Source organism: Cuniculiplasma divulgatum (genome assembly GCA_031200235.1).
Classification (GTDB): Archaea; Thermoplasmatota; Thermoplasmata; order Thermoplasmatales; family Thermoplasmataceae; genus UBA509.
In genome coordinates, this window is sequence record CP133595.1 from 233,124 (window position 1) to 253,961 (window position 20,838).

Below are 20,838 nucleotides of genomic sequence, written 5' to 3' on the forward strand. Positions count from 1 at the left end.
ACATATAGAAGTTAAACTTCTCATTTGTATGTACATTTTAAAAGTATTTATTTTGTGACTGCAGAACGTTTCGAGTAATTCATTTTGAAGAAGGAATTTGCATAAAAGTGTGGTGCTCATAGAGTAATAGCATGGACTCTGTGTCTGCATTGTTTAGTTGCCATTCTATCACACTTTACCATTATGGCTTATTTAAAAGACAATGGGCCAGTCCTTGACAAAAATGGCAGATAGCGTAACAGCGATACGTCAAAAGTTCATCTAGATTATATTTCCAGAATATGAAAATAAACACTAACAATAAGGATTAAGGTGACATCTTCCTATGGCAGTTTCTGAGAATAGGCTTTTTATTAATTCGAATCCAAGATACCTGCCGATAGGGGCGTCATATTAACAACATCCACATTCACCAGATATGCTGCAAGTTGGATTGGCTCTATTTCTAAGAAAGTAGTATCGATAAATGGCGAAAAAATGGTTGACCTAATGTTTCAGCATAATCTAGGGGTTGAAATTGTAGACACTTACGAAATTAAGAAAGTTAGTTAAGACCTCTTCAGTGAAGATGTGGAATAAGATTCTCCGTCATTGTCCTATTATATCCAATAATTGCCTACAGTTTTTCTGAAACTTAAAACCACAGAAATTAGTGAAATGGTCACAAGGTATATATATGGGAAATAACATACAGTATTGTATGACAAAACTTGTAAGTATACGTGTGGATGAACAGACGTTGGCAGAAGCTAAGAGGTTGAAGATAAATTACTCGGAGGTAATGAGGGAGTCATTGAAGAATGAGATTGAGAGAAGAAACGATAAAGAATTCTTAGAAAGTATTTCTAAGATACACAGAATGCTAAAGAACGTTGATCGTAACCAAATTCTTGCGGATTTAAGAGAAGACCGGGATCAAAGGTGATAGGGTGGTTTTGAGTTATGTTTTGGATTCAAGTTCACTCTTCACTCTATTCTTCTTGGATTCGGAAGAAAAGGTGCATAAAATTCTAAAAGAGTCCTCTGTGCTGGACCTAACTGGTTACGAGATTGGTAGCATACTAACAAAAGGAAATGATGGTCATATAAGGGGGCTCGAAAGAGAGATCATACTAGATTTGACAAAAGAAATCCAGAAAGTAATTGCCAATATCAGAGTGATTAGACTTAACGCTTTAGATATAACGGAAATAATGAAACTTTCACTATCAACCGGACTCACTTTTTATGATTCATCGTATGTTTTCTACAGCAAATTTCATCAGATGGCTTTGTTGACCGACGACAAGGAAATGTATCGGGAAGCCAAGAAGCTGGGTTTGGAGGTCAAGAAAGTACAAGAGGTTTTCAATTGAAGACCTACGCATTACTAGAGTCAGGGAAAAACCAGCATTGAAAATACAATACTTTGCACGTTCTCGGTATCCGCTTAATTAAATAATCGACTTCCTACTTATCCTTTACCAATTGCGAAATGTATAATCTGCACTATATAGAGAAAATGAATTCGTACTTTTTTCACTTCCAGTTTGTTAGAATCATTTCTCTACTGAACGTCTTTATCACTATGGGATACATAAGCACATCAACCGCCGCTACAATGCCAGATATAATCAGCAGGGTCGTGTTCGTGAGGGAAATCACACTGATCTCTGTCAAAATATAGACGATAAAGAATGGAATGGAGCCAACCATGGATAGCTGATGAGCGCTTCTAGGATCATTGACTCTCGCTGAAGACATCGTGCTAACTTCTATGGAGATGATTATACCAAGGGGTACCAGAAGAAGGAGTACGATGGCTGCTGACAAGTTCGGATAATGAGAATAACCCAGGAGATGGTAAGTAACCCTATCAATCAAGGCCATGTAAATTGAGTTTGCCAACAATACTGCCGTGAATGAAGGAATGAAAGCGGAAATAGCCTTGCCGAGAATAATTTCCCCGTCAGAGACTGGTGTGGATAGCAGTGGTTCAAGACTTTTCTGTATTTTTTCACCAACTATGCTGTAAGCTGCAGTATATGAAGATAGTATCACAGCAATAGTCGCAAAGAAGAACTCAAACGCATTCGGTAGTCCCGATATGTAATATATGTCAGTAGCGTTTATGGAAGCACCATTTATCACATGCCAAACCAACAGAGGAAGTCAAATCGCCAATGCGAGAGGAAGAACTAAGTAAAAATAAATCGGGATCTTCTTCAGTCGTATTCTGGAAAACTCCTTCTGAGTGATTATCCATGCATTCCGGAAGCTCATATTTCTTCCCTCACGGCCTTGAGGTAAACTTCTTCCATTGTGGGGGAAAGTTGGTTCACTGCAACCACGTTGCCTCCAACAGATGTTATCGCCTTGATCAAGACTGGATTTTCAACAAGGGGGTTCCTAAAATCTAGGATCGATCTTTTCCCGTCGATCTCAAACTGAGCAGATGAAACAGCCTTTATTGCTGAAACGATTCTGTCATTCACTTCCTCTAACTCTATAAACGTTTTGTCCCTTCGCAACGAGTCCTTTAAATGTTCAGGTGATCCTATGGTTATGAGTTTTGTTTTCAGTATTCCTATAGTATCACAGATCCTCTGAGCTTCGTCCAGATTATGTGTGTTAACGATTGTTGTCTTTCCTTCCCTTTTCATGTTCAAGATAGAGTCCCGCACCACATTGGCTGCTCCCGGGTCTAGGTTTGCCGTAGGTTCGCCCATGAAGAGAACCTTGGGATCATGCGAAAGAGCTCTGGCAATCGCAACCTTCTGTTTCATTCCTTTTGAGAATGTTGCAACTGGCCTGCCTCTAACATCCCAGAGGCCAAGTTCGTCCCGAAGGTGCTTTAAATTTTCCTTAAGCTGGTCTTCTGGGATTCCGTAAAGTTTTCCGTAAAAAATCTATGTTCTTATATGCACTGAGTTACTCGTAAAGGCCAACGTTCTCGGCCACCAGACCTATAATTCTTCTTATCTTCATCGAATCTTCTCTACGGCTTATGGAAAAGTTATCAATTCTTGCGTCCCAGCTCGTCCTGGAGATGAGGCATGCAAGCATCCTTATTGTAATCGCTTTCCCAGCACCGTTCGGGCCTAAGAGGCCGAAAATCTCACCATCTTTCATTTGAAAAGTCAATCCGTCAACGGCAATGAATTTCCCAAAGGTTTTCGTACGTCAGTCAGCGTCTATCACCTGTAGGTCAAGGACTTTATTTACAGAGCCAGTATATTCTTTTCCTAGATGCAATATTATCAGAATTGGCTACGAAAAATAGCATGATAGTAATGATAAGAAAAATCTAAACACCAATCTCTGCAACTAGACTGGATAGTTCCATCTTCTGTTTGCATGATTGTTACTCTTTTTATATTCTGGACCCCAAACTTTCGAGTGAATACATTTGTTCCCAGCCATTCGTCACGCTTTGTGAATGATGCGGCTATCCAAGATATAATTGATTTCTTCCCATCTATTTACTCTCATACTATTGGGAATTTTAACTGCGGCTTTTTAAGCAGAAAGGTCCACTGAGGGTTCAAGTCAGCTTTCGCTGATTACGTTGTACTTTTGATTGCTTTTAGAAGGTGGAATCGTATGCAATCCATTATGCGATCATGGTGATTTGAGCGATGTAATGCCACGTAGTCCAGAATCTCACCTTGCAGGGGAATGATAGTGGAGCTTGAGTTCATAGCTTCCAAAACAGAATTCGCGTCTGGATTCTTATCTATTTTATGCCCAGACACTGCATGCTCTATATAATAATCAGTGTCAATAATCCATTGGGCTATCATTCTTTCTATGTCATCTCTTTTTATTGAAAGTTTTTTGCTGATATATTTTACCGATTTATTCTGGCACCTTAAGTGCGCAACATCTTCCGCACGTTTAGAGTTCATGTTGGCCACACTGATAGAAAACCTTGCGCACAATATGATTATTCGCCAATGGGATGACTTCGGACAAAGATGTGCGACTATGCCGTGAATATTGCTTCCATGTTACTTCGAATATTTTGGTGCATGGACAGATCTCACAAATTTATATCTCCCGAAATTACGGGTCAATTTTTTCCTGTCTTGGGCCAGAAAAAACCTGGCAGCCGCAATAACAGAGTACCTTCTACCCTGATTGCTTGGACAGCTGGCCGTTGCTTCAATGTTATGATTAGCAGACACTTGTGTATGGATATCCATCTTCCGTTCAGTAAATGTCTCAGGCGGATAACAATCTTCAACCGATGCTTATTAACAGGGGTTAGGGGCCCAAGCTTAAACTTTTGAAAATTACGAATTAAAATGAGCTAATCCTAAAATGATTTTGCCTATTAAAAAATAGATTTGTCCGGCCGTAGAATTTTTCATTCATTTGTCTTCAGAAGTTTCACAAGCCACTCCACAGGCTCCTGGAATATTTCCGGTGGCATATGTCCGTGTGTGTAAAAGTAATATGAATCAAATCCCCATTTAAAGGTAGATGCCAGTCTCCCGCTGTATGCAATATCCCGATGCCCTCCAAACAGTGTATCTGAAAGTATAACAGTAGCCCCGTCACTTCCCCGATTCATTATGCAGAAAATCTCAGGTTTGGCTTTCGGCACTTCTCCATGATTTGTCATCTCCTTGATTATTGCGGCTGCTGCAACGTCTGCTTGCATAATGGCTATATGACCCAATTTTGGCATTGAATCTGCATTTACGTCTCCAACCACAAAAATATCCCTGTAGATTTTATGTCGCATCTCACCATCTGTTTTTATGAATCCACGGCTATCTCCCAGGCTGGAGGAAGTTATAACATCTGGGCCCCTGTAGGGAGGGATAATAATGGACAGATCGCTTTCAAGATCGATCCCATCATTAAAATGAACTGAGTGTTCATCAATGCCAGTGAGTATCTTATTTGTAAGAACAGAAATATTGTGTGCCTTCATGAATGGACCAAGCTCAGCATGTATGCTCTCCCCTACGTCATCGAAGAATACTGATCCTGGTGTAAATACTGTTATACTTGACTTTTCCCTGATCCCTCTTTCACGCAGATAGGTATCCATCATGAACATAACTTCGCCAATTGGACCCTCACAGGGGGCGTCCAGTTTTATGGTTGTGCTTTCCCTGTCCCACTCTGTACGTGCTGACCCTATTACAATCTTACCACCTTCAAAACTTTCTAACCGCTTCGCCAGGCGTTCAGCCTGGAAATCATCACAGATAGAGAAGCCATTATTTCTAAACCCCATGATTGAATCATAATCTTTCACTGCGCCTGTGGCTATAAGAAGAATGTCATAGTTTATTCTGGATCCACCGTCTGTAATAACAACCTTATTCACAGGATCAATATTTGCGACATTATCCATTACAAATTTTGACCATTTCCTTTCCACTGTCTGTTTTAACGGAATCCGAACCTTTGAAGGTTCCTTCCCTGCAAACGCAACCTCCGGCAGAGAGGGTTTTTCGATACTGAATTCAGATCGGTCAATTAGCGTAATGTCCACAGTAGTTCCAAGAACTTTTCTGAGCCTGTAAAGAACCCTGAGGCCTGCAAAGCCTCCTCCAACAATTACTATTTTTTTCATTTTGTTCAATTAAATGAATGATACATATTATCTTTTAGTTTATGACATTGTCAATAATCAGTTGATTACTCCAAAATCCATTATTCTGGGTTAGTGCAAGAAATATAATGGAAACATTGATCCGCATTAGGTGGAGGCAAGATCTCCGGATTAAAGGTAATTTGAAAGGAAATCCAGAGATGAATAGCTCATATGGAGGTTTTTGAGGGCAGTTGATCAACAGAGTGCATATTTAGGCAACCCTTATAAGAAACTGCGGGTTGAGAAGTTATGGCAGATAAAACGACAGTTGATTTATTGCCCATATCCGATGAAGATTTCAAAGCATTTCTGGACTTACAGATAAGTGAGTATGCCCGGGAAAAAATAAAGTCAGGAAACTGGGTCGAAAGTGAAGCTTACGATTTATCCAGAAAGTCATTTATGGGGCTCTTGCCGGATGGGAAGGATACCTCAGGCCATTCAATATTGACCATCACTGATGCAGAAAGCAAAACAGGTGTGGGGACCCTGTGGGTTGAATGGAAAAACAAGGAACATAACTCATCGTATATCTGGGACGTAATAATACACGAAAAATTCAGAAGAAGAGGTTACGGAACATTAGCACTGAAGCTCCTTGAAAAAATGGCAAAGGAAAGGGGATCAAACAGCATAAGCCTGCACGTGTTTGGGCACAACAGGCCGGCAATATCCATGTATGAATCGCTTGGATACTATGCAACAAACATCATAATGAAAAAGGACCTGGGAAATGTAGACCCTTAAGACGGAAAGAGGTTGAAAACATCCTCTGTGGTCGCCTAGCAAAAATCATACTTAAATCAGATCTGAAACTAACATTATACGCCATTACAAAATACTCAGGCATATCTGACCAAATATTCTTATATCTTGTAACGGTATAATTTGATATGAATAATATACACTCGAAAATATTAGTGATTGCTGTTCTTTCTGCAGTGGTCATATCTATGCTTGCTATCAATGGTGCAGCTTTCACCAGCAATGCAAACTCCGGCAGCGGAAGCAATACCCCTATTATGGCTTCGAATGGGCAAATTCACCCGTTTGACATTCAGCAGTCAGTCAGATATTATGTGTCAACCTCTGGAAATAATTCAAACAGCGGGCTATCATTATCCCAGGCTTTTGGAAACATTTCCCATGCAGTTAGCGCTGTACCTTCAGGTTCTACGATAATTGTGGCTCCTGGCACTTATGTGACAAGCCAGCCGATAATAATAACTAAGGCGCTAACTATCAGGTCTTTCTCTGGAAATTACATTTCAAGCCACGTGTACCTGACTGCAGTTCCCAGTGAAATAAACCTGAATGGAAGAGCCTCTGCATATTTCCAGCTAGGAGGTTCTTCAGCCCCTAATACCTATACTGGAAGCCCTGTGACAAATGTTACCATAATGGGATTCAATTTTCATGGCGCCGGAATACAGGTTCCTGGAACTGGAGGGGCATACCTCAATATAGTGGACAACAGTTTCACAAATATGTACGTTGAACCCATTGGATACCACGCCAACCCGCTGGGAACAACAGAACCTTTCAGTTACAAATTCCCTCTGGACAATTTCATTAATGTTTCTGGAAACTATATCAATAATGTCAGTACATCCAATCTGTATTACGCCTCTGGAATATGGCTGGGTAATCTTCAGAACAGCACAATTTCGAATAATGTTGTGATGAATACAGATTATGCAGGCATTATACTGACTGGGAGCAAACAGGGCAATGAGGGAAATAACCTAGTATATGGAAATATCGTCCGGGATGTGCAGCAGGAAGGTATACAGATAGCCTTTGGATTTAATGTGAGGGTTATTGACAATACGGTGATATCAGCCGGGATGGGCGGGACTACTGTAGGAAAGGATGCAGGAATCGCAATATTCAATCCTGACCAGGAGAATATAATTATGACCGGAAATACCCTGAAATACAGTTATGAGGGTTTAGGCATATCGCAGACTGGTACCCCATACTCAGGCCTTTCTCTTGGTGAAGGCTTTGTGTTTTTCCAGAACAACATTATTGGGAATGGCATTGGAGTGGCTAACAACGCCGGAACTGGTATGTTGAATGCGAGCAACAATTATTGGGGTCCACATTTCCTTCCTGCTTTGAATGGATTCAATGGATATTCTGGTAACGTATCTGTTCTTCCGGTATCCCATCATCCATTCGTAAATCAGAGAGAGTTTGGTTTTGGTATGATTTTTTCTGGTTTATTCAGTTTCCCAAGCAGGTCACTGGAGAGCTTTATCTTCAGGTGAAGGGGCCGTTTAAAACTGCCCCAACTTTTAATAAAATTAACATTTGTGGAGCTGGAAGGACTTTTTCAATAAAATAAACGAGTAACTGCATGTCTCTGTATAGTAAAATATTTGATTCAATTGAGAATGAGCCAAAAGGTGGGAATGCTAGATCAGCAGGAAAGAAGTGAGATCCTGAAATTATCCTGGAACAACATTTTCCCCAATTCGATTTATGGATTTCTTTCACTCCTGTCGATTTTACTCATGTATTTTCTTGGAACGCGCCAAGGAACAGTGTTTACAGATCCGATTCTTGATCCAATGCTCTACCAGCCATTTGCTGGAATCGCAGCAATAGTTCTGCTCAACGCATTACTGGGCAGGCATCCCACAGTACAGGCGTATCTTGTTGGGGCACTTGTAGTGGCCTATGCCTACATGGCAGTTGCTGTTCTTCCGGATTTCAGCCTTTTCATCTTTCCCCTGATTTCACTGGCCCTTTCGGTTATGCTTGCCTTAAGGATAAACATGCCCCGGAAATCAAAGATTTCCAGGATTGCAATGTTTGTGTCCGTGTCAATCTTTATGCTGATTCTTGGTGGTGCACTCAGATTTTACAACAACCCTGCAGAGTTCACCATGGCTTTCGGATCAATATATGATGATGAAAATCCTCTGGGTGTTCCATTCCTCTTCTATAATGGTATAGTCATATACAGCAGATTTCTTGTTATTACAGTTAGCATCCCCATAATAGTTATGTTCACCGGCCTTGCAGCCGTACTGACCGAGAATTATCACCTCATTGTAAGGTATGCTTCGACAAGGCGTATTGCGGGAATAGGGAAAAACTTCAACAGCGCCTTGACAGTTTTAAGCTGCCAGTGCGAAGGCATAACAGCATCGTTTCCGTCCATAGTGGCCACAGTTCTCCTTTCTGCCGTTATTCCACTGATATCCCTGAGCATAATCCTGGTTCTGATGACCAACCTGCTTCTATCCAGATATTTCATGAAGGGCAGAAAAGTAAGAATCCTGGACCGCATATGGGCAATGCCTTCAAAGAGCTATTTCACTGCCATAGTTGCTGTTTTCCTCCCCCTGGAGATTCTCTTCATAGTAACCAGCGTTTATCTTGGGTATTTCAGGAACCTCACGGTCTTTTCTGCAATCAATATTTCCATGTTTGTGTACGGCATACTTTTCTATCATGCCATAGCACAGATTCTTGGCTTCAGGATCAATATACCTGCGTACATTGAATATATCATAATCGCTGTATCAACTCTTCTGATGTTCATATGGTATATCCCTGCTCTTACCACAGATTCTGTGACACTAGTGTCGTATTTTGTAATGATGGGTTTCACTTCATTGATTTCAGGTGCATTGGCGGGATTGCTTTTCCAGAATATCAACACAAGGCACAGATTGCTCTATTTCCAGTACCTTACAATGATGATAAGCACCCTTGCCATTGTTGTTTTCTATATCAGCGTGATTGCCCTGCATGTCATATGGCCATACTTTGGAATGGCTGAGCAGATAGAATTCTCACTGGTTATCTGGGGCATTTCACTGCCCTTTGTATGGCTTGGCACCAACATTTCACTTAACTCTGAATCCTCCACGGCAGTACATGTTACCCCATATATCGATTCGGGCATGAGGGAACCTACATAATATATTGCCAGAAAAATGTCATTTTATCATGGCAGCTTCAGACAGGTATCCATGTTTTGTCTTGATCCCGCAACAAAAAAGGAGTGATTTATAGGGAAATCCGCTGATATCATCCATACATCGATTCTGAACCTTTAATATCGCCCTGGCTGATTATTTCGTTAAGAATTCTTCCGGCATCCTGTGGATTGATCCCCAGGTTCTTGGTCAGGAATTCAAGAATCTCGGCACGGCTCTTTCCCTGCGCAACAAGATCCTGGATCATCATCACCATTCTGTCGCTGACCTGCTTATTGAATTCCTCTTCAAGGTGAAGGGTGTGCACCATGAGGTAAAGCGCTGAAAGAAGCACGTTCAGGGCCAGATTCATCTGATCCTTTGTCAGGGAATCCGTGGCGAGATCAACCCTCGCAATAACCTCCTCATTTATGCCGAATACCATGAACTTAGCTATGTCAAGCCTCTGGTTAAGTATCAATAGCACACGATATATTGAGAGCCTGTCCTGATTCTCCAGCACCGCTGTCTCGATTCCGGTTCTCACGGTGATGTGCAAGGCCTCCGGGTGAAATCCAATGAGAAATGCAAATGGTATCTTCTCGTTCTCGAGGACAAGGTGCCATTGGTCCCATTTCATCTTCCACGGGAGATCTATGAGGGTCTTGGAATCTTCAGTTCCATCCGAAAACCATGCCACAACCTGTTTCTTAATAGCTTCCAGATCTACCATAAAGATGTATTCCAAATTAGTGTAATAATTTGTCTTTGATCTGAACAGTAGAGTCATGCTCTATGCAAATGCGTACAGGATTCTGTAATATTCATGGTGAGATTTGGGGTTGCCCTTAAGTCTCAGTAGATGGATTCTGCCAGGAGATAAGGCGCCACCGGAAAATTGGGAGGTGATGAATTCCTCTCTTTCCACAGGCTTAGAATACGATCCTTCAATATCTGTGCCTGAGCCAACTTTTCCGGTGCTGAAAGAATCCCGAGTCTTTCCTTCGTGACAGTATCATAGTATGGTGAATCCCTGTATTCCACCAAGGGTGAGATATATACAACATCGCCCCGGCTCAGGGGAAGTTCAGCAACAAAATCGGAAGTGTCTCTTATATGATCCTCTGCCAGTGCCCTGCCGCCAGCTCCTGCCATTATTATGACGCCAAGGTCAATTCCGGCAGCCTTCATCTGCCTCATTTCCGCAAGTGCCGTGTCCAGATTCATTGGCTTGTTCAGAATATCCAGTACTCTTCTGCTGCCTGATTCAACGCCTATGTAAACCCTCTTCAGGCCAGCAGAATGCATCTGACTGTAGTCACTTTCGCTCTTGCTCAGCGGGGTCGTGAATGCATCCGAAAATGCATATACCGGCAGGCCGAGAGTTTCACGCAAGGCTGTGATGACCTTTACAACTTCCGATGTTCGGGTATTTATTGCGTTTGCATCGCCAAGGAAAACTGTCCGTCTGGAATCTAAGCCCTTCCCCAGAACTGCCCGCAGCTCATTAACATGGGAGAGGACAGAGCTCACAGAACCTACGGCATAGTTTATTCCGGTGTAGAGGCGGCAGAAACTGCATTTATTCCATGAGCACCCTCGTGTATATCTTATGTATAAGGCAAAATACTGGTCAGGCGGTATGACCGGTATTCCTCCGCCATATATTTCACTGAGTTTTCCCGCATCGGAAACCAGCCATTCCCAGTCTCTCTTTCCCATCCAGCTCAGACCTGGCTCATCATTCCCCGACAATCCTGCATCCGAAGCAAGTGTGCCGAGCCTGCTATAAATAACGTTTGCAATTTCCTGCGCCTCACCATATTCCAGTTCTCTGGTTGTTCTTACTCCATTTACCGCAATGATTTCAATGAACCGGTTCATTATTGTTCGTCTGTAGCTCCTTCCAGATATTGTGGCAAATATGATCCTCCCTCCCAGATCGAATGTCAGAACGTCTCCGCTAACCTGCCCTATGCTGAAAACACCATGATCAATCTTCCACGCAATATCATTCATGCCATCAACCCGCCAATAGTCTCCGCGGGAATCCGCCATCAGAAGACAACCGGTTTTTCCCGTTCCACTGATTCTTCAACATTTCTTAATTTTTTCAGTCCGACTATGAAAATTCCGGCTGAAATTGTCATGGCAATTGCCCAGTATATACTGCTGTCCCTCACATACAGCGACGGGTGAAAGGGTATCCAGAGATCCAGGAATGCAACACCTCCATCAATGACAGCATGAAGGAATATGGATATTCCCAGTGTTCCTTTCCCAAATCCGGCAATCCTTCCCCATTTCATAAAGGTGGCCGTTCCAGGATGGAAGAGAATTGAAGCTATAACATTCAGAACAATTAGAAGTGCAGGGAACCGTGTAATTCTTCCGATGACAGGCAGTGTGTCAAACATCAGGACTATTATGTCTACAACTGAAAATCCAAGGCCGATATAGAATGCGTACTGCTTCGTCCTTGTGTCAACTGCAACATAGGCAGCCACTTCCTGCATCGTTGCTGCAACCAGTCCCAGATAAAGTCCAAATTCCAGTGGGTGCTGGAATTCAAACGTGCTGTAACCGCTGACGAGAAGCGAAATGCTGAACCCATGCAGACCAAGGTAGATGTACTCCGGAATTTCCTGCACAATGGCCTGAACGAAGAGTGCCACTGCCATGAATACTATGCCGAGGCCCACGGCTATGAGAGCCTCCTTTCCGCTGGTACGTTCTGCTGGTTTCTGTGTATCTATCATTCTGCGCCTAGGAAAGGCCTACCCTCTGGACATCGGACGTAACGTCTGCAACCACTACGGCGGTACCATAGGCAACAATTTCAGTCATGACCTGGCCTATGTCTGATGAATCAAACCTCATCTCAATGACCGCATTTGCACCCACCTGTTCCGCTGCGTCCCTGAGCCTTTCCATGGCAGTATTCCTGGCATCCGAAAGCATTTTTGAATATTCCTTTATTTCTCCACCGGCCAGCGACCTCAATCCAGCAACAATGTTTCCGCCCAGTCCGCGGCTCCTTACGGTTATGCCCCAGGTTGTGCCTATAACCTTCGTGATCTTCTTTCCCGGAATATAGTTGGTTGTAACCATCACCACATTGCTGTTTCCATCCATCACAATCACATTCCGTTCCAATATAAATTAGAACACACCTAACAGCACGTGGATGTATTAAAATTTTGATCTCAGGTACTTGAGATTAATGCCAGGCGGATAATGCCGGCATATTGCTGCATGCTGCTGGAACATCACACTTTGTTGAAACAGCAGCATGGGGCTGCAGCCCCATATTTATGTGTGATTCTTTCTTCTGCACCTGTCCGGGTGGGCTGCAGGGTGGAAATTGTCCATCTCACGCCGGTAACGAATGTACAAAGCGACCCAGTTCGGCAATGCCATCCCTGATGGTGTCATTATCCGTGGCGAATGAAAGCCTGAAATGGTATTCCCCCTGGTTACCGAATGCAGATCCCGGTGTTATGACAATTCCCGACTTTTCAAGGGCTTTCTCGCAGAAATCCTCGCTTGGAATCCTGTTTTCATACTTAACAAATGCATAGAATGCGCCTTCGGGTTTCCTCATGCTTATGCCCTCAGTTTCCGAGACCAGTTTATACACATTATCGCGGCGTGATCGGAATATCTCTCTGAATTTTGCCGGGGAGTCCCTGTCGGATAGTGCAGCAAGGGCGCCATACTGGGATATGGATGAGGCGCATGTCATTGTCTGCTGCTGAATCTTGTTTGAGGCTTTGATTATTTCATCGGGCGCAACCATGTATCCAATCCTCCACCCGGTCATTGCATAGCTCTTGGAAAAGCCTGAGAGTGTGATAGTCCTGGGAAACATTTCCGGAATGCTTGCAGGAGAGAACATTTTGCCTTCATATATCAGGTCCTCGTAAATTTCGTCACTGACCAGGTAAAGTCCGTGTTTCAGCACAAAATCTGAGAGATTCCTGAGGGCTTTCTCTGTATAGACCTTACCGGTTGGATTTGTGGGATTGCTCAGGATGACCATCCTGGTTCTGGGCGATACGAGCTTCTCCATCTGGTCAAAATCAAATTCGTAATCATCTGTTGTGGGAACTGTGATGACCTTCCCGCCGTATAACCTGACTATATCGGGATATGACAGGTAGTAAGGTTCCGGTATTATGACCTCATCACCTGGGTTGATCAGGCACATCACCGCCAGATTTATGGCAAACTTCGTCGGTGTTACCAGCACATTGCCTGCCGAGGCCTGGACTCCGTTGAAGCTCTTCTCCTTGGATGCGATTGCCTCACGAAGCTCAGGAATGCCAAGTGATGGGGTATAGTGGGTCTTGCCCTCATTTGCTGCCTTGAATGCGGCATCAATTATGTCCCTGGGAGTTGTGAAATCCGGTTCACCTATACCAAAATTGAAGATCTTCTTTCCGGATCTCTTAAGTTCAGCTGCCCTGTTGCTGGCGGATACGCTCCTGGATTCACCTATGGCCTCAAGCCTGGAAGCTAGCATCCATGGCAATTCACTTTCCAAATATATTATTATCAGTGTGACATCCGACTAATTGCAGGTATTGTAATGATCAACAGACAGCTTTCCGAATCCATCAGGAATCTCATGCCGGCCAGGGCAAGAACCACAAACCCTGACAAACCGGTTTCAATGTGGCGCGAAAGGGACCGGCTCAGGGGTTTCCCGGAAAACACCATAGTGGTGATATTCCGCACCGCCGGATGCGCATGGTACAACTTCTCCTCATGCTCCATGTGCGGATATTTCAATGACGTTGCCTCCAACATAACACCTGAAAACCTAAAGAATCAGATAGATTCTGTTGCCGGATCCCTTGGCGATGTCAGGGTGCTCAAGGTATTCACATCAGGGAGCTTCCTGGATCCTCTGGAATTCCCTCCGGAAGCCAGAGATTATTTCTTCAGGAGCATCCAGGGGAAGATCGATAAGCTGCTGGTGGAATCAAGGACTGAGTACATAACAGAAAGCAACACAGGATCACTCCGGGATTACGGAATACCCATCAGGATAGCAATAGGCCTGGAAAGCTCAAACGACCAGATAATAAGGAACTCCATAAACAAGGGTAGCAGCTTTTCAAAATTTGTGTCTGCATCCAGCACGGCAAGAAGGCTGGGGTATGAACTCAGGACATATCTGCTTTTCAAGCCGCTGTTCATGTCTGAAAAGGCGGCCATTGCTGACATGATACAGTCCATAGAGGATGCCAGGGGCCATTCCACCGACATATCGGTGAACCCAATGAACATCCAGAAACACACGCTGGTTGAAAGCATGTGGAACAAGGGGCTTTACAGGCTTCCAAGGCTCTGGAGCCTGGCCAGAATTCTGCTGGAGACCAGCGATCTTGGTGCAGGCGTTGTTTCCTACCCAACCGGTGGAAACAGGGAAAGAGGCATACATAACGAGGAGAATGATCCTGAACTGCTCAACCTCATCTATGAGGCTTCCCTCACACAGGATTTCTCAGGGCTACGTGAATACTATGATTCTGCAGACCGAAGTGCATATGATGAATTTGTGGACGCAGAGGACATAAACTATGACCAGCCTGATTACTCCAGGCTGCTGGCAAGGATCAGGTCGTCGTCAACCCGTCTCTGATCAGTGTGGTTCAAAGCCATATAAGCCATTTCCCTTGTTATCATTGGGGTCAGTCATCTGCTTTACGTCATTTTCCTCCATTGCCTGGTCTATCTTGCGCGCGCACTCCATCGCCCTTGACACAAGTGTTTCCCAGTAATGCTGGACTTCATCCTTTGGTATCTCCTCCGTCACAAGGTCAGTGCCCCCGAATTTGACCACGTAACCGCTGTAATCCTGCCCGGTCCGTTCTGACATCATCTTCATGTATGATGCAAGCTGAAGCCTGTGGTAATCCTCTATGCGATCTGAACTTGTTGAACTCTTGAGTTCCAGTATCTCACGCCGATCATTATGCAGGAGATCGATGACGCCTACAAGATTTATGTTTTCATATCCCATATAATGCCATCTGAATGGTATGGTGAAATACATCCTGTATTCCGCAACGTATCCCTGGTTCTTCACCATGCTCTGCACATAGGAATGAAGCGCAGTTCCACGGAGCATGTTGAGCCTGTCGCGGAAAGTTTCCTCCACAAGCCCGAGTTTTCTTTTTACCTCCTGATCTACGCTGAATGATAACCCGCTTACACTGAACCTGTTGACGGGTATTGGCTTTCCGGTATAGGGCTTCCCCTGCACCACTTCCCTGAACAGGTTCTCAATTTCATCTTTTCTGGACATTACAGCATGACATTTTATGGTCATTAAAATAACATACGGGCAGACCGTCTCTACAATATCTAACTGCTGGATTCCAATTCAAAAACCTCTTTACCGGAAACGCCATAATCCACAGATCACAATTGAAGCTCCGAGATTTGGGTGAGAGGGAGATAATCAACAGGATATTCAAGGGCATTTCAATGAAACAGGAGAAGGATGATTGTGCTGTTCTGGAGCAGGGGGATGAATACCTGCTTTTTTCCACTGACATAATAAGGCAGAGCACCCACATTCCTGATGGTGCTGATCCGTCACTCATTGGAAAATTCGTGGCAAACATAAACCTCAGCGATATTGCAGCAATGGCAGGAATCCCAACAGGAATGCTTGTTTCATACCTGGTCGATCCGGAGTCTGATGACAGGTACCTTGAGAAGATTGCAGCATCCATTGACAGGGTGCTCAGGGACAATGGAGCCGATACTCTCGGTGGAGACACCAAGGAGGGCAGCGAACTTGTCATAAGTGGTTCCATAGTGGGACACCAGGAGAAGAGGCTGACACGCAGAAGAAGCCACATCGCCAAGGGTGATGTGATTGGCGTCACAAACAGGATGGGCCGGGCAGCATCAGGATATATTTTCTACAGAACTGGATACCGACCTGACCTTGGAATCAACATGATGCTGGGCATAAGTGCAAGGATCAAGGAAGCACAGATTATGAGCGAATATGGAGCAAAATTCATGATGGACCTTTCAGATGGCGTATTTGCCAGCATATCTCAGATGAAGAGTGACTACGGAATTGGGTTCAAGATAGTGGAAAATGAGCTCAAGCCGGACAGGAACGTGGCAAAGGCCGCATCATTAACCGGGCTTCCATCCACTGAAATAATGTGTGGTTTCGGAGGGGACTACGAGATATTCTTCTCCATCAGCAATTCAAACTACAGGGATTTTCTGGCAGCAATGGAATCTGAGAAAATCGATGTAAGCTTCATTGGTGAGGCATGGGAGGGCAACAACATAATGTTCAATGGAAGAGAATGGGTGAACATACGTGAGAGGGGTTACGAACATTTCGGAGTGAAACCTCTCTCCGAAATTGCCCCCTGATCACTTCCTGTAATGGGGCTCAGGCCCCATTGGATCCTGTGTTTCCTCCCTCAAAATTTCACGCATCCTGGCCGTCTCCTCAAGGAACTCATCCTTGACCTTCCGGAACCTTTCCCGCCACATGATGTTGCAAATCACAAGAAGATGACCTAACTTTCCACTGTGGATCAGGAATGAAACGAAATATGCCCTGGAATTTTTGCCTGATTTTATGCTGGAGCCCTGAAATGCACCATTTTGTCATTTTGCAATGAGATAGGAACGCATATCTGCCCCTTTGATAATGTTGATTGGATAACATGATAGGAACGGATGAGTTCAAACTGCTGGATGAGATCAGGAAACTTGATGCCGAAAGAATAGGAATACAGGAATTGAGGAAGCATAATTCGGAACTTTACGGTTACTACATCGACTGGATACAGAGGCGCGAGAATAAGCTTATCAGGAAGTACATAAGGAAATATGACCGGTGGCCATCACTTCCTTCCACCATCATTGTTCCCGGGAACACCTCACTGCCCTGGAGATCCGGTGAACCTTCTGGCTCCCTCTGATCCTGCATTTATCTGCTAACTTGCTCATTTTTGCTAATGAGCTTATTATTCCTTATTTCGGAGCACCCGCATAATGCCTTCTGATGGACCCGGTAATGCTTGCTTTTATCCATGACGGCAGGTGCCTGCATGCCTGAAAAATTTTATGAGTATGGAACAATACCTGTCAGGAGGAGGATGGGGTCTGTATGGTGAATCCGATATGTTATTGGAGTCTTGCCCCGCAGAGATTCCCCTGATTTTGATATGCCAGAAACAGTATATGAACAGATTGAGACGAACAAAAGCTTGAAGGCCATAGGCGATGAGGTTCTGCAATACTGGAAAGAAGCTGGCATTATTGAAAAGTCTCTTAATTCCTCCCTGGGGAACAAACCCTTCACATTCCTTGAAGGCCCGCCCACTGCAAACGGCAGGCCTCATGTCGGCCATGCCATGACCCGTACCGTCAAGGACAGCGTGCTCAGGTACAGGTATATGACCGGTCACCGCATCTCCCGAAGAACCGGAGGCTGGGACTGCCATGGACTTCCCGTTGAAATCGAAGCTGAAAAACACTTTGGTTTCAAGGTGAAGAAGGAGATAGAGGAATTCGGTATCGACAAATTCAACGAATACTGCAGGGAAAGCATATTCCGGTACATAGACGAGTGGATGGAGACTGATGAACACCTTGGCTACTGGGTGGATCAGGAGAACGCCTATGTAACTATGCGGAATGATTACATTGAGAGCGAATGGTGGGCCCTCAAAACCATGTTCGAAAAGAAGATGCTGGTAAGGGACTTCAAGATAGTGCCCTACTGTCCCAGATGCGAAACATCACTGAGCTCCCATGAGCTTTCACAGGGATATGATGATGCAAAGGACCCGTCAGTCTATGTCAAATTCAGGGAGAAAGGATATTCAGGCAGGTATTTCCTGGCCTGGACAACCACGCCCTGGACCCTGCCAGCAAATCAGTTTCTTGCTGTGAATGAAAAAATTGAATATGCCCTTGTTCAGGTGGGAGATGAAGAATACTATGTTGCCCGCCCTGTTGTGGAAAAACTCTTCAGCAAGGATGCCAGGATACTTTCCACAATGCCTGGATCTGACCTTGTGGGAAAGCAGTATGAACAGCTCATGGATTTCATACCACCCCCCAGAGGGTCCCTTGTGGTAACCTCAGGCGATCATGTTACAGTGGAGGATGGAACTGGAATAGTCCACACTTCCCCTGCATTTGGCGCTGATGACTTTGACATAGGAAAAAGATTTGGTGTGGAAATAATCAACCCCATCAACCAGTCCGGAAGATTCAACGATCCGCGTCTTCCGTGGAACGGAAAATTCTTCAAGGATGCCGACACTGAGATTCTCATATGGCTTAAGACGCGCAATAAGGTCTACCGGTCGGAGAGAATAACACATACGTACCCTTTCTGCTACCGCTGCGGCACGCCGCTGCTCTACTACCCTCTTCAAGCGTGGTTCATACGCGTTTCCACAATAAGGCAGAAACTTCTGGAAAACAATAACAGGATAGACTGGCATCCAGAGCACCTTAAGGACGGCAGGTTCGGCAATTTCCTCACTGAAGCCAAGGACTGGGCATTGAGCAGGAACAGGTACTGGGGAACACCGCTTCCGGTGTGGACATGCCCTGATGAACATATGGTTGCTGTGGGGAGCCTTGAGGAATTGAAGCAGTATGGGGGCAGAGTGCCGGAAGATCTTCACCGCCCTTTCATTGATAACGTCAAGTTCCCCTGTCCAAGTTGCGGGAAGGAGATGACCCGGGAACCTTACGTCATAGACACATGGTTTGATTCAGGCAGCGCTACGTACGCCGCCATGCACTACCCCATGGAGAGCAGCAGGGTTCCGCTTCCCATATCCTTCATCACTGAGGCAATAGACCAGACCAGAGGATGGTTCTATACCCTTCACGTCATCGGTTCGATCCTCTTTGACACCAACGCCTACGAGCATGTGCTTTCCATAGATTTTATCCTTGACGAGCAGGGAAGAAAGATGAGCAAGAGCAAGGGGAATTCCGTATACGCCATTGATTTTGTCAATGAATTCGGGCCAGACCCTGCCAGGCTGTTCTTCATGACCGGAGTACCATGGCGATCAAAGGCCATAGACAGGAAACTTATCTCGGAAATAACAAGGAAGGTCTTTGGCACCTTTTCAAATGTCTATTCATTCTTTGCCTCAAATGCAAACCTTGACAGCTACAGATATGAGGGGCTCATGCCCGGGAGCAACATCCTTGACAGGTGGATAATCTCCCGCTGCAATTCCACAGTTGAGGCAGTGAGGGCTGCCATGGATAACTATGACATGCACATAGCTCTGAAGGCCATGGAAGACTTCATAGAAGATCTCTCAAACTTCTATCTGCGGCTTTCCAGAAGAAGATTCTGGGCTGAGACACTTGACAGGCAGAAGGAAGAGGCATATTCAGTGCTCTTCTATGCTCTGGAGACAGTTACCCTTATGCTTGCCCCCCTGGCCCCGTTCTATTCAGAATACCTCTACAGGAAACTTCATCCTGAGTCGGAAAGCGTTCATCTGGAGAAATTTCCTGAGGTAATGAGCCATATGATAAATCATGATCTTGAGGCAGAAGTAAGCAGGGCAGAAGCCATACTGGAGGCCACCAGAAGGATCAGGCAGGACCACGGCATAAAGGGGAGGCAGCCTGTGACTGAGGTTCTGGTCTCTTCAACCACTGAAATAGGACATGAACTTCTGGAAATCATCTCACCGGAACTCAATGCCAGAACAGTGAGGTTCATTGACGAAAATGAGTGGCCAGTGGTCAGGAAAATTGCCCTGAAAACCAAAGAGGCGGCACCGCTACTCCGTAAAGATCTCAACATGGTCAGGGAAACGCTGGATCATGATGATGGTACTCTGGCACTGCAATTTTCCAGTTCCGGGTCTGTGAAGGTGGGAGAACACACCATAACAGGCGAAATAGCTGAAATATTCATGGAACCGAAGGCTGGATATGCCATGGATCACGAACCGAAGTCTGGCATAACGGTATTCGTCAACCTGAAGAGAGATCAGGCGCTGATGAATGAGGGACTTGCAAGGGAGCTTGTCAGGAGGATACAGGTCATGAGGAAGGAGATGAACCTGCAGTATGATGAGACCATAGATGTGGCAATATCAGGTCCTGATGAAGCCAGAGATCAGCTTGCGGAACACACGGACTGGATGGGGAAGGAAACACTTGCCTCCACTCTGCAGTTCGTTAATGGCATCGAGGGAAGGAAATGGGACATCGATGGCGAAATATTCATCATACGCATTGTCCCAGCAGAGACGGTGAAGTGAA

The 20,838-nt window shown here is 44.7% G+C and carries 21 protein-coding genes; 9 read left to right on the top strand and 12 right to left on the bottom strand.

Annotation, left to right across the window (positions count from 1 at the left end; genetic code table 11):
- Positions 1–700: 700 nt before the first annotated feature.
- Positions 701–925 carry a type II toxin-antitoxin system CcdA family antitoxin gene (locus RE469_01245; protein WMT44839.1) on the top strand — a complete coding sequence of 75 codons (225 nt, stop codon included), beginning with the start codon at positions 701–703 and terminating at the stop codon, positions 923–925.
- Between the two features lie 4 nt (positions 926–929).
- A complete protein-coding gene (locus tag RE469_01250; protein ID WMT44840.1) occupies positions 930–1,355 on the top strand; it encodes a type II toxin-antitoxin system VapC family toxin in 426 nt (141 codons plus the stop codon).
- Between the two features lie 163 nt (positions 1,356–1,518).
- On the opposite strand, the gene RE469_01255 is transcribed toward RE469_01250, so the two are convergent.
- From RE469_01255 to RE469_01270, 4 genes are all read right to left on the bottom strand, one after another.
- Entirely contained in the window at positions 1,519–2,130 is a 612-nt protein-coding gene (locus RE469_01255; GenBank protein ID WMT44841.1) for an ABC transporter permease subunit, read from the bottom strand.
- A gap of 128 nt (positions 2,131–2,258) precedes the next feature.
- Complete coding sequence (locus RE469_01260) at positions 2,259–2,888, bottom strand: ABC transporter ATP-binding protein (protein ID WMT45666.1); 630 nt, start codon at positions 2,886–2,888, stop codon at positions 2,259–2,261.
- A gap of 22 nt (positions 2,889–2,910) precedes the next feature.
- Positions 2,911–3,123: an ATP-binding cassette domain-containing protein gene (locus RE469_01265; GenBank protein WMT44842.1), complete on the bottom strand. Its 213-nt coding sequence runs from the start codon at positions 3,121–3,123 to the stop codon at positions 2,911–2,913.
- A 1,225-nt stretch (positions 3,124–4,348) separates the two neighbouring features.
- Positions 4,349–5,572, bottom strand: coding sequence for an FAD-dependent oxidoreductase (locus tag RE469_01270; GenBank protein ID WMT44843.1), 1,224 nt, complete (start codon positions 5,570–5,572; stop codon positions 4,349–4,351).
- 270 nt (positions 5,573–5,842) lie between these two features.
- On the opposite strand from RE469_01270, the gene RE469_01275 reads away from it, so the two are divergent.
- Both RE469_01275 and RE469_01280 read left to right on the top strand, forming a co-directional pair.
- Positions 5,843–6,340 carry a GNAT family N-acetyltransferase gene (locus RE469_01275; protein WMT44844.1) on the top strand — a complete coding sequence of 166 codons (498 nt, stop codon included), beginning with the start codon at positions 5,843–5,845 and terminating at the stop codon, positions 6,338–6,340.
- Between the two features lie 173 nt (positions 6,341–6,513).
- On the top strand, positions 6,514–7,866 hold the full coding sequence (locus tag RE469_01280) for a right-handed parallel beta-helix repeat-containing protein (GenBank protein WMT44845.1): 1,353 nt from the start codon (positions 6,514–6,516) through the stop codon (positions 7,864–7,866).
- Here RE469_01280 and RE469_01285 read toward each other — a convergent pair.
- Positions 7,859–8,095 (bottom strand): hypothetical protein, encoded by a 237-nt coding sequence (locus tag RE469_01285; protein ID WMT44846.1) that lies wholly within the window; start codon positions 8,093–8,095, stop codon positions 7,859–7,861. The two genes, RE469_01280 and RE469_01285, sit on opposite strands and share 8 nt — an antisense overlap.
- Positions 8,096–8,142: 47 nt before the next feature.
- Here RE469_01285 and RE469_01290 point away from each other — a divergent pair, with 47 nt between their 5' ends.
- Positions 8,143–9,531, top strand: a complete 1,389-nt coding sequence (locus tag RE469_01290) for a hypothetical protein (protein WMT44847.1) — start codon at positions 8,143–8,145, stop codon at positions 9,529–9,531.
- A gap of 109 nt (positions 9,532–9,640) precedes the next feature.
- Here the strand turns inward: RE469_01290 and RE469_01295 are convergent, their stop codons facing one another.
- From RE469_01295 to RE469_01315, 5 genes are all read right to left on the bottom strand, one after another.
- Positions 9,641–10,261, bottom strand: coding sequence for a hypothetical protein (locus RE469_01295; GenBank protein ID WMT44848.1), 621 nt, complete (start codon positions 10,259–10,261; stop codon positions 9,641–9,643).
- A gap of 122 nt (positions 10,262–10,383) precedes the next feature.
- A complete protein-coding gene (locus RE469_01300; GenBank protein ID WMT44849.1) occupies positions 10,384–11,586 on the bottom strand; it encodes a radical SAM protein in 1,203 nt (400 codons plus the stop codon).
- Positions 11,586–12,287 (bottom strand): hypothetical protein, encoded by a 702-nt coding sequence (locus tag RE469_01305; protein ID WMT44850.1) that lies wholly within the window; start codon positions 12,285–12,287, stop codon positions 11,586–11,588. Before RE469_01305 ends, RE469_01300 begins: the two co-directional genes overlap by 1 nt.
- Positions 12,288–12,294: 7 nt before the next feature.
- Positions 12,295–12,663 carry a heavy metal-binding domain-containing protein gene (locus RE469_01310; GenBank protein WMT44851.1) on the bottom strand — a complete coding sequence of 123 codons (369 nt, stop codon included), beginning with the start codon at positions 12,661–12,663 and terminating at the stop codon, positions 12,295–12,297.
- A gap of 238 nt (positions 12,664–12,901) precedes the next feature.
- On the bottom strand, positions 12,902–14,053 hold the full coding sequence (locus RE469_01315; GenBank protein WMT44852.1) for a pyridoxal phosphate-dependent aminotransferase: 1,152 nt from the start codon (positions 14,051–14,053) through the stop codon (positions 12,902–12,904).
- Between the two features lie 66 nt (positions 14,054–14,119).
- Here RE469_01315 and RE469_01320 point away from each other — a divergent pair, with 66 nt between their 5' ends.
- Positions 14,120–15,178 carry an archaeosine biosynthesis radical SAM protein RaSEA gene (locus tag RE469_01320; GenBank protein ID WMT44853.1) on the top strand — a complete coding sequence of 353 codons (1,059 nt, stop codon included), beginning with the start codon at positions 14,120–14,122 and terminating at the stop codon, positions 15,176–15,178.
- Here the strand turns inward: RE469_01320 and RE469_01325 are convergent, their stop codons facing one another.
- Positions 15,179–15,844: a PD-(D/E)XK nuclease family protein gene (locus RE469_01325; GenBank protein WMT44854.1), complete on the bottom strand. Its 666-nt coding sequence runs from the start codon at positions 15,842–15,844 to the stop codon at positions 15,179–15,181. It lies immediately after the preceding gene.
- 137 nt (positions 15,845–15,981) lie between these two features.
- Between RE469_01325 and RE469_01330 the strand changes: the two genes are divergently transcribed.
- Positions 15,982–16,944: a thiamine-phosphate kinase gene (locus RE469_01330; GenBank protein ID WMT44855.1), complete on the top strand. Its 963-nt coding sequence runs from the start codon at positions 15,982–15,984 to the stop codon at positions 16,942–16,944.
- On the opposite strand, the gene RE469_01335 is transcribed toward RE469_01330, so the two are convergent.
- A complete protein-coding gene (locus RE469_01335) occupies positions 16,945–17,067 on the bottom strand; it encodes a hypothetical protein (protein ID WMT44856.1) in 123 nt (40 codons plus the stop codon).
- A 176-nt stretch (positions 17,068–17,243) separates the two neighbouring features.
- Between RE469_01335 and RE469_01340 the strand changes: the two genes are divergently transcribed.
- Both RE469_01340 and ileS read left to right on the top strand, forming a co-directional pair.
- Positions 17,244–17,501: a hypothetical protein gene (locus tag RE469_01340; GenBank protein WMT44857.1), complete on the top strand. Its 258-nt coding sequence runs from the start codon at positions 17,244–17,246 to the stop codon at positions 17,499–17,501.
- Positions 17,502–17,747: 246 nt separating this feature from the next.
- Positions 17,748–20,837 (top strand): isoleucine--tRNA ligase, encoded by a 3,090-nt coding sequence (gene ileS, locus RE469_01345; GenBank protein WMT44858.1) that lies wholly within the window; start codon positions 17,748–17,750, stop codon positions 20,835–20,837.
- The last annotated feature ends 1 nt before the right edge of the window (position 20,838 follow it).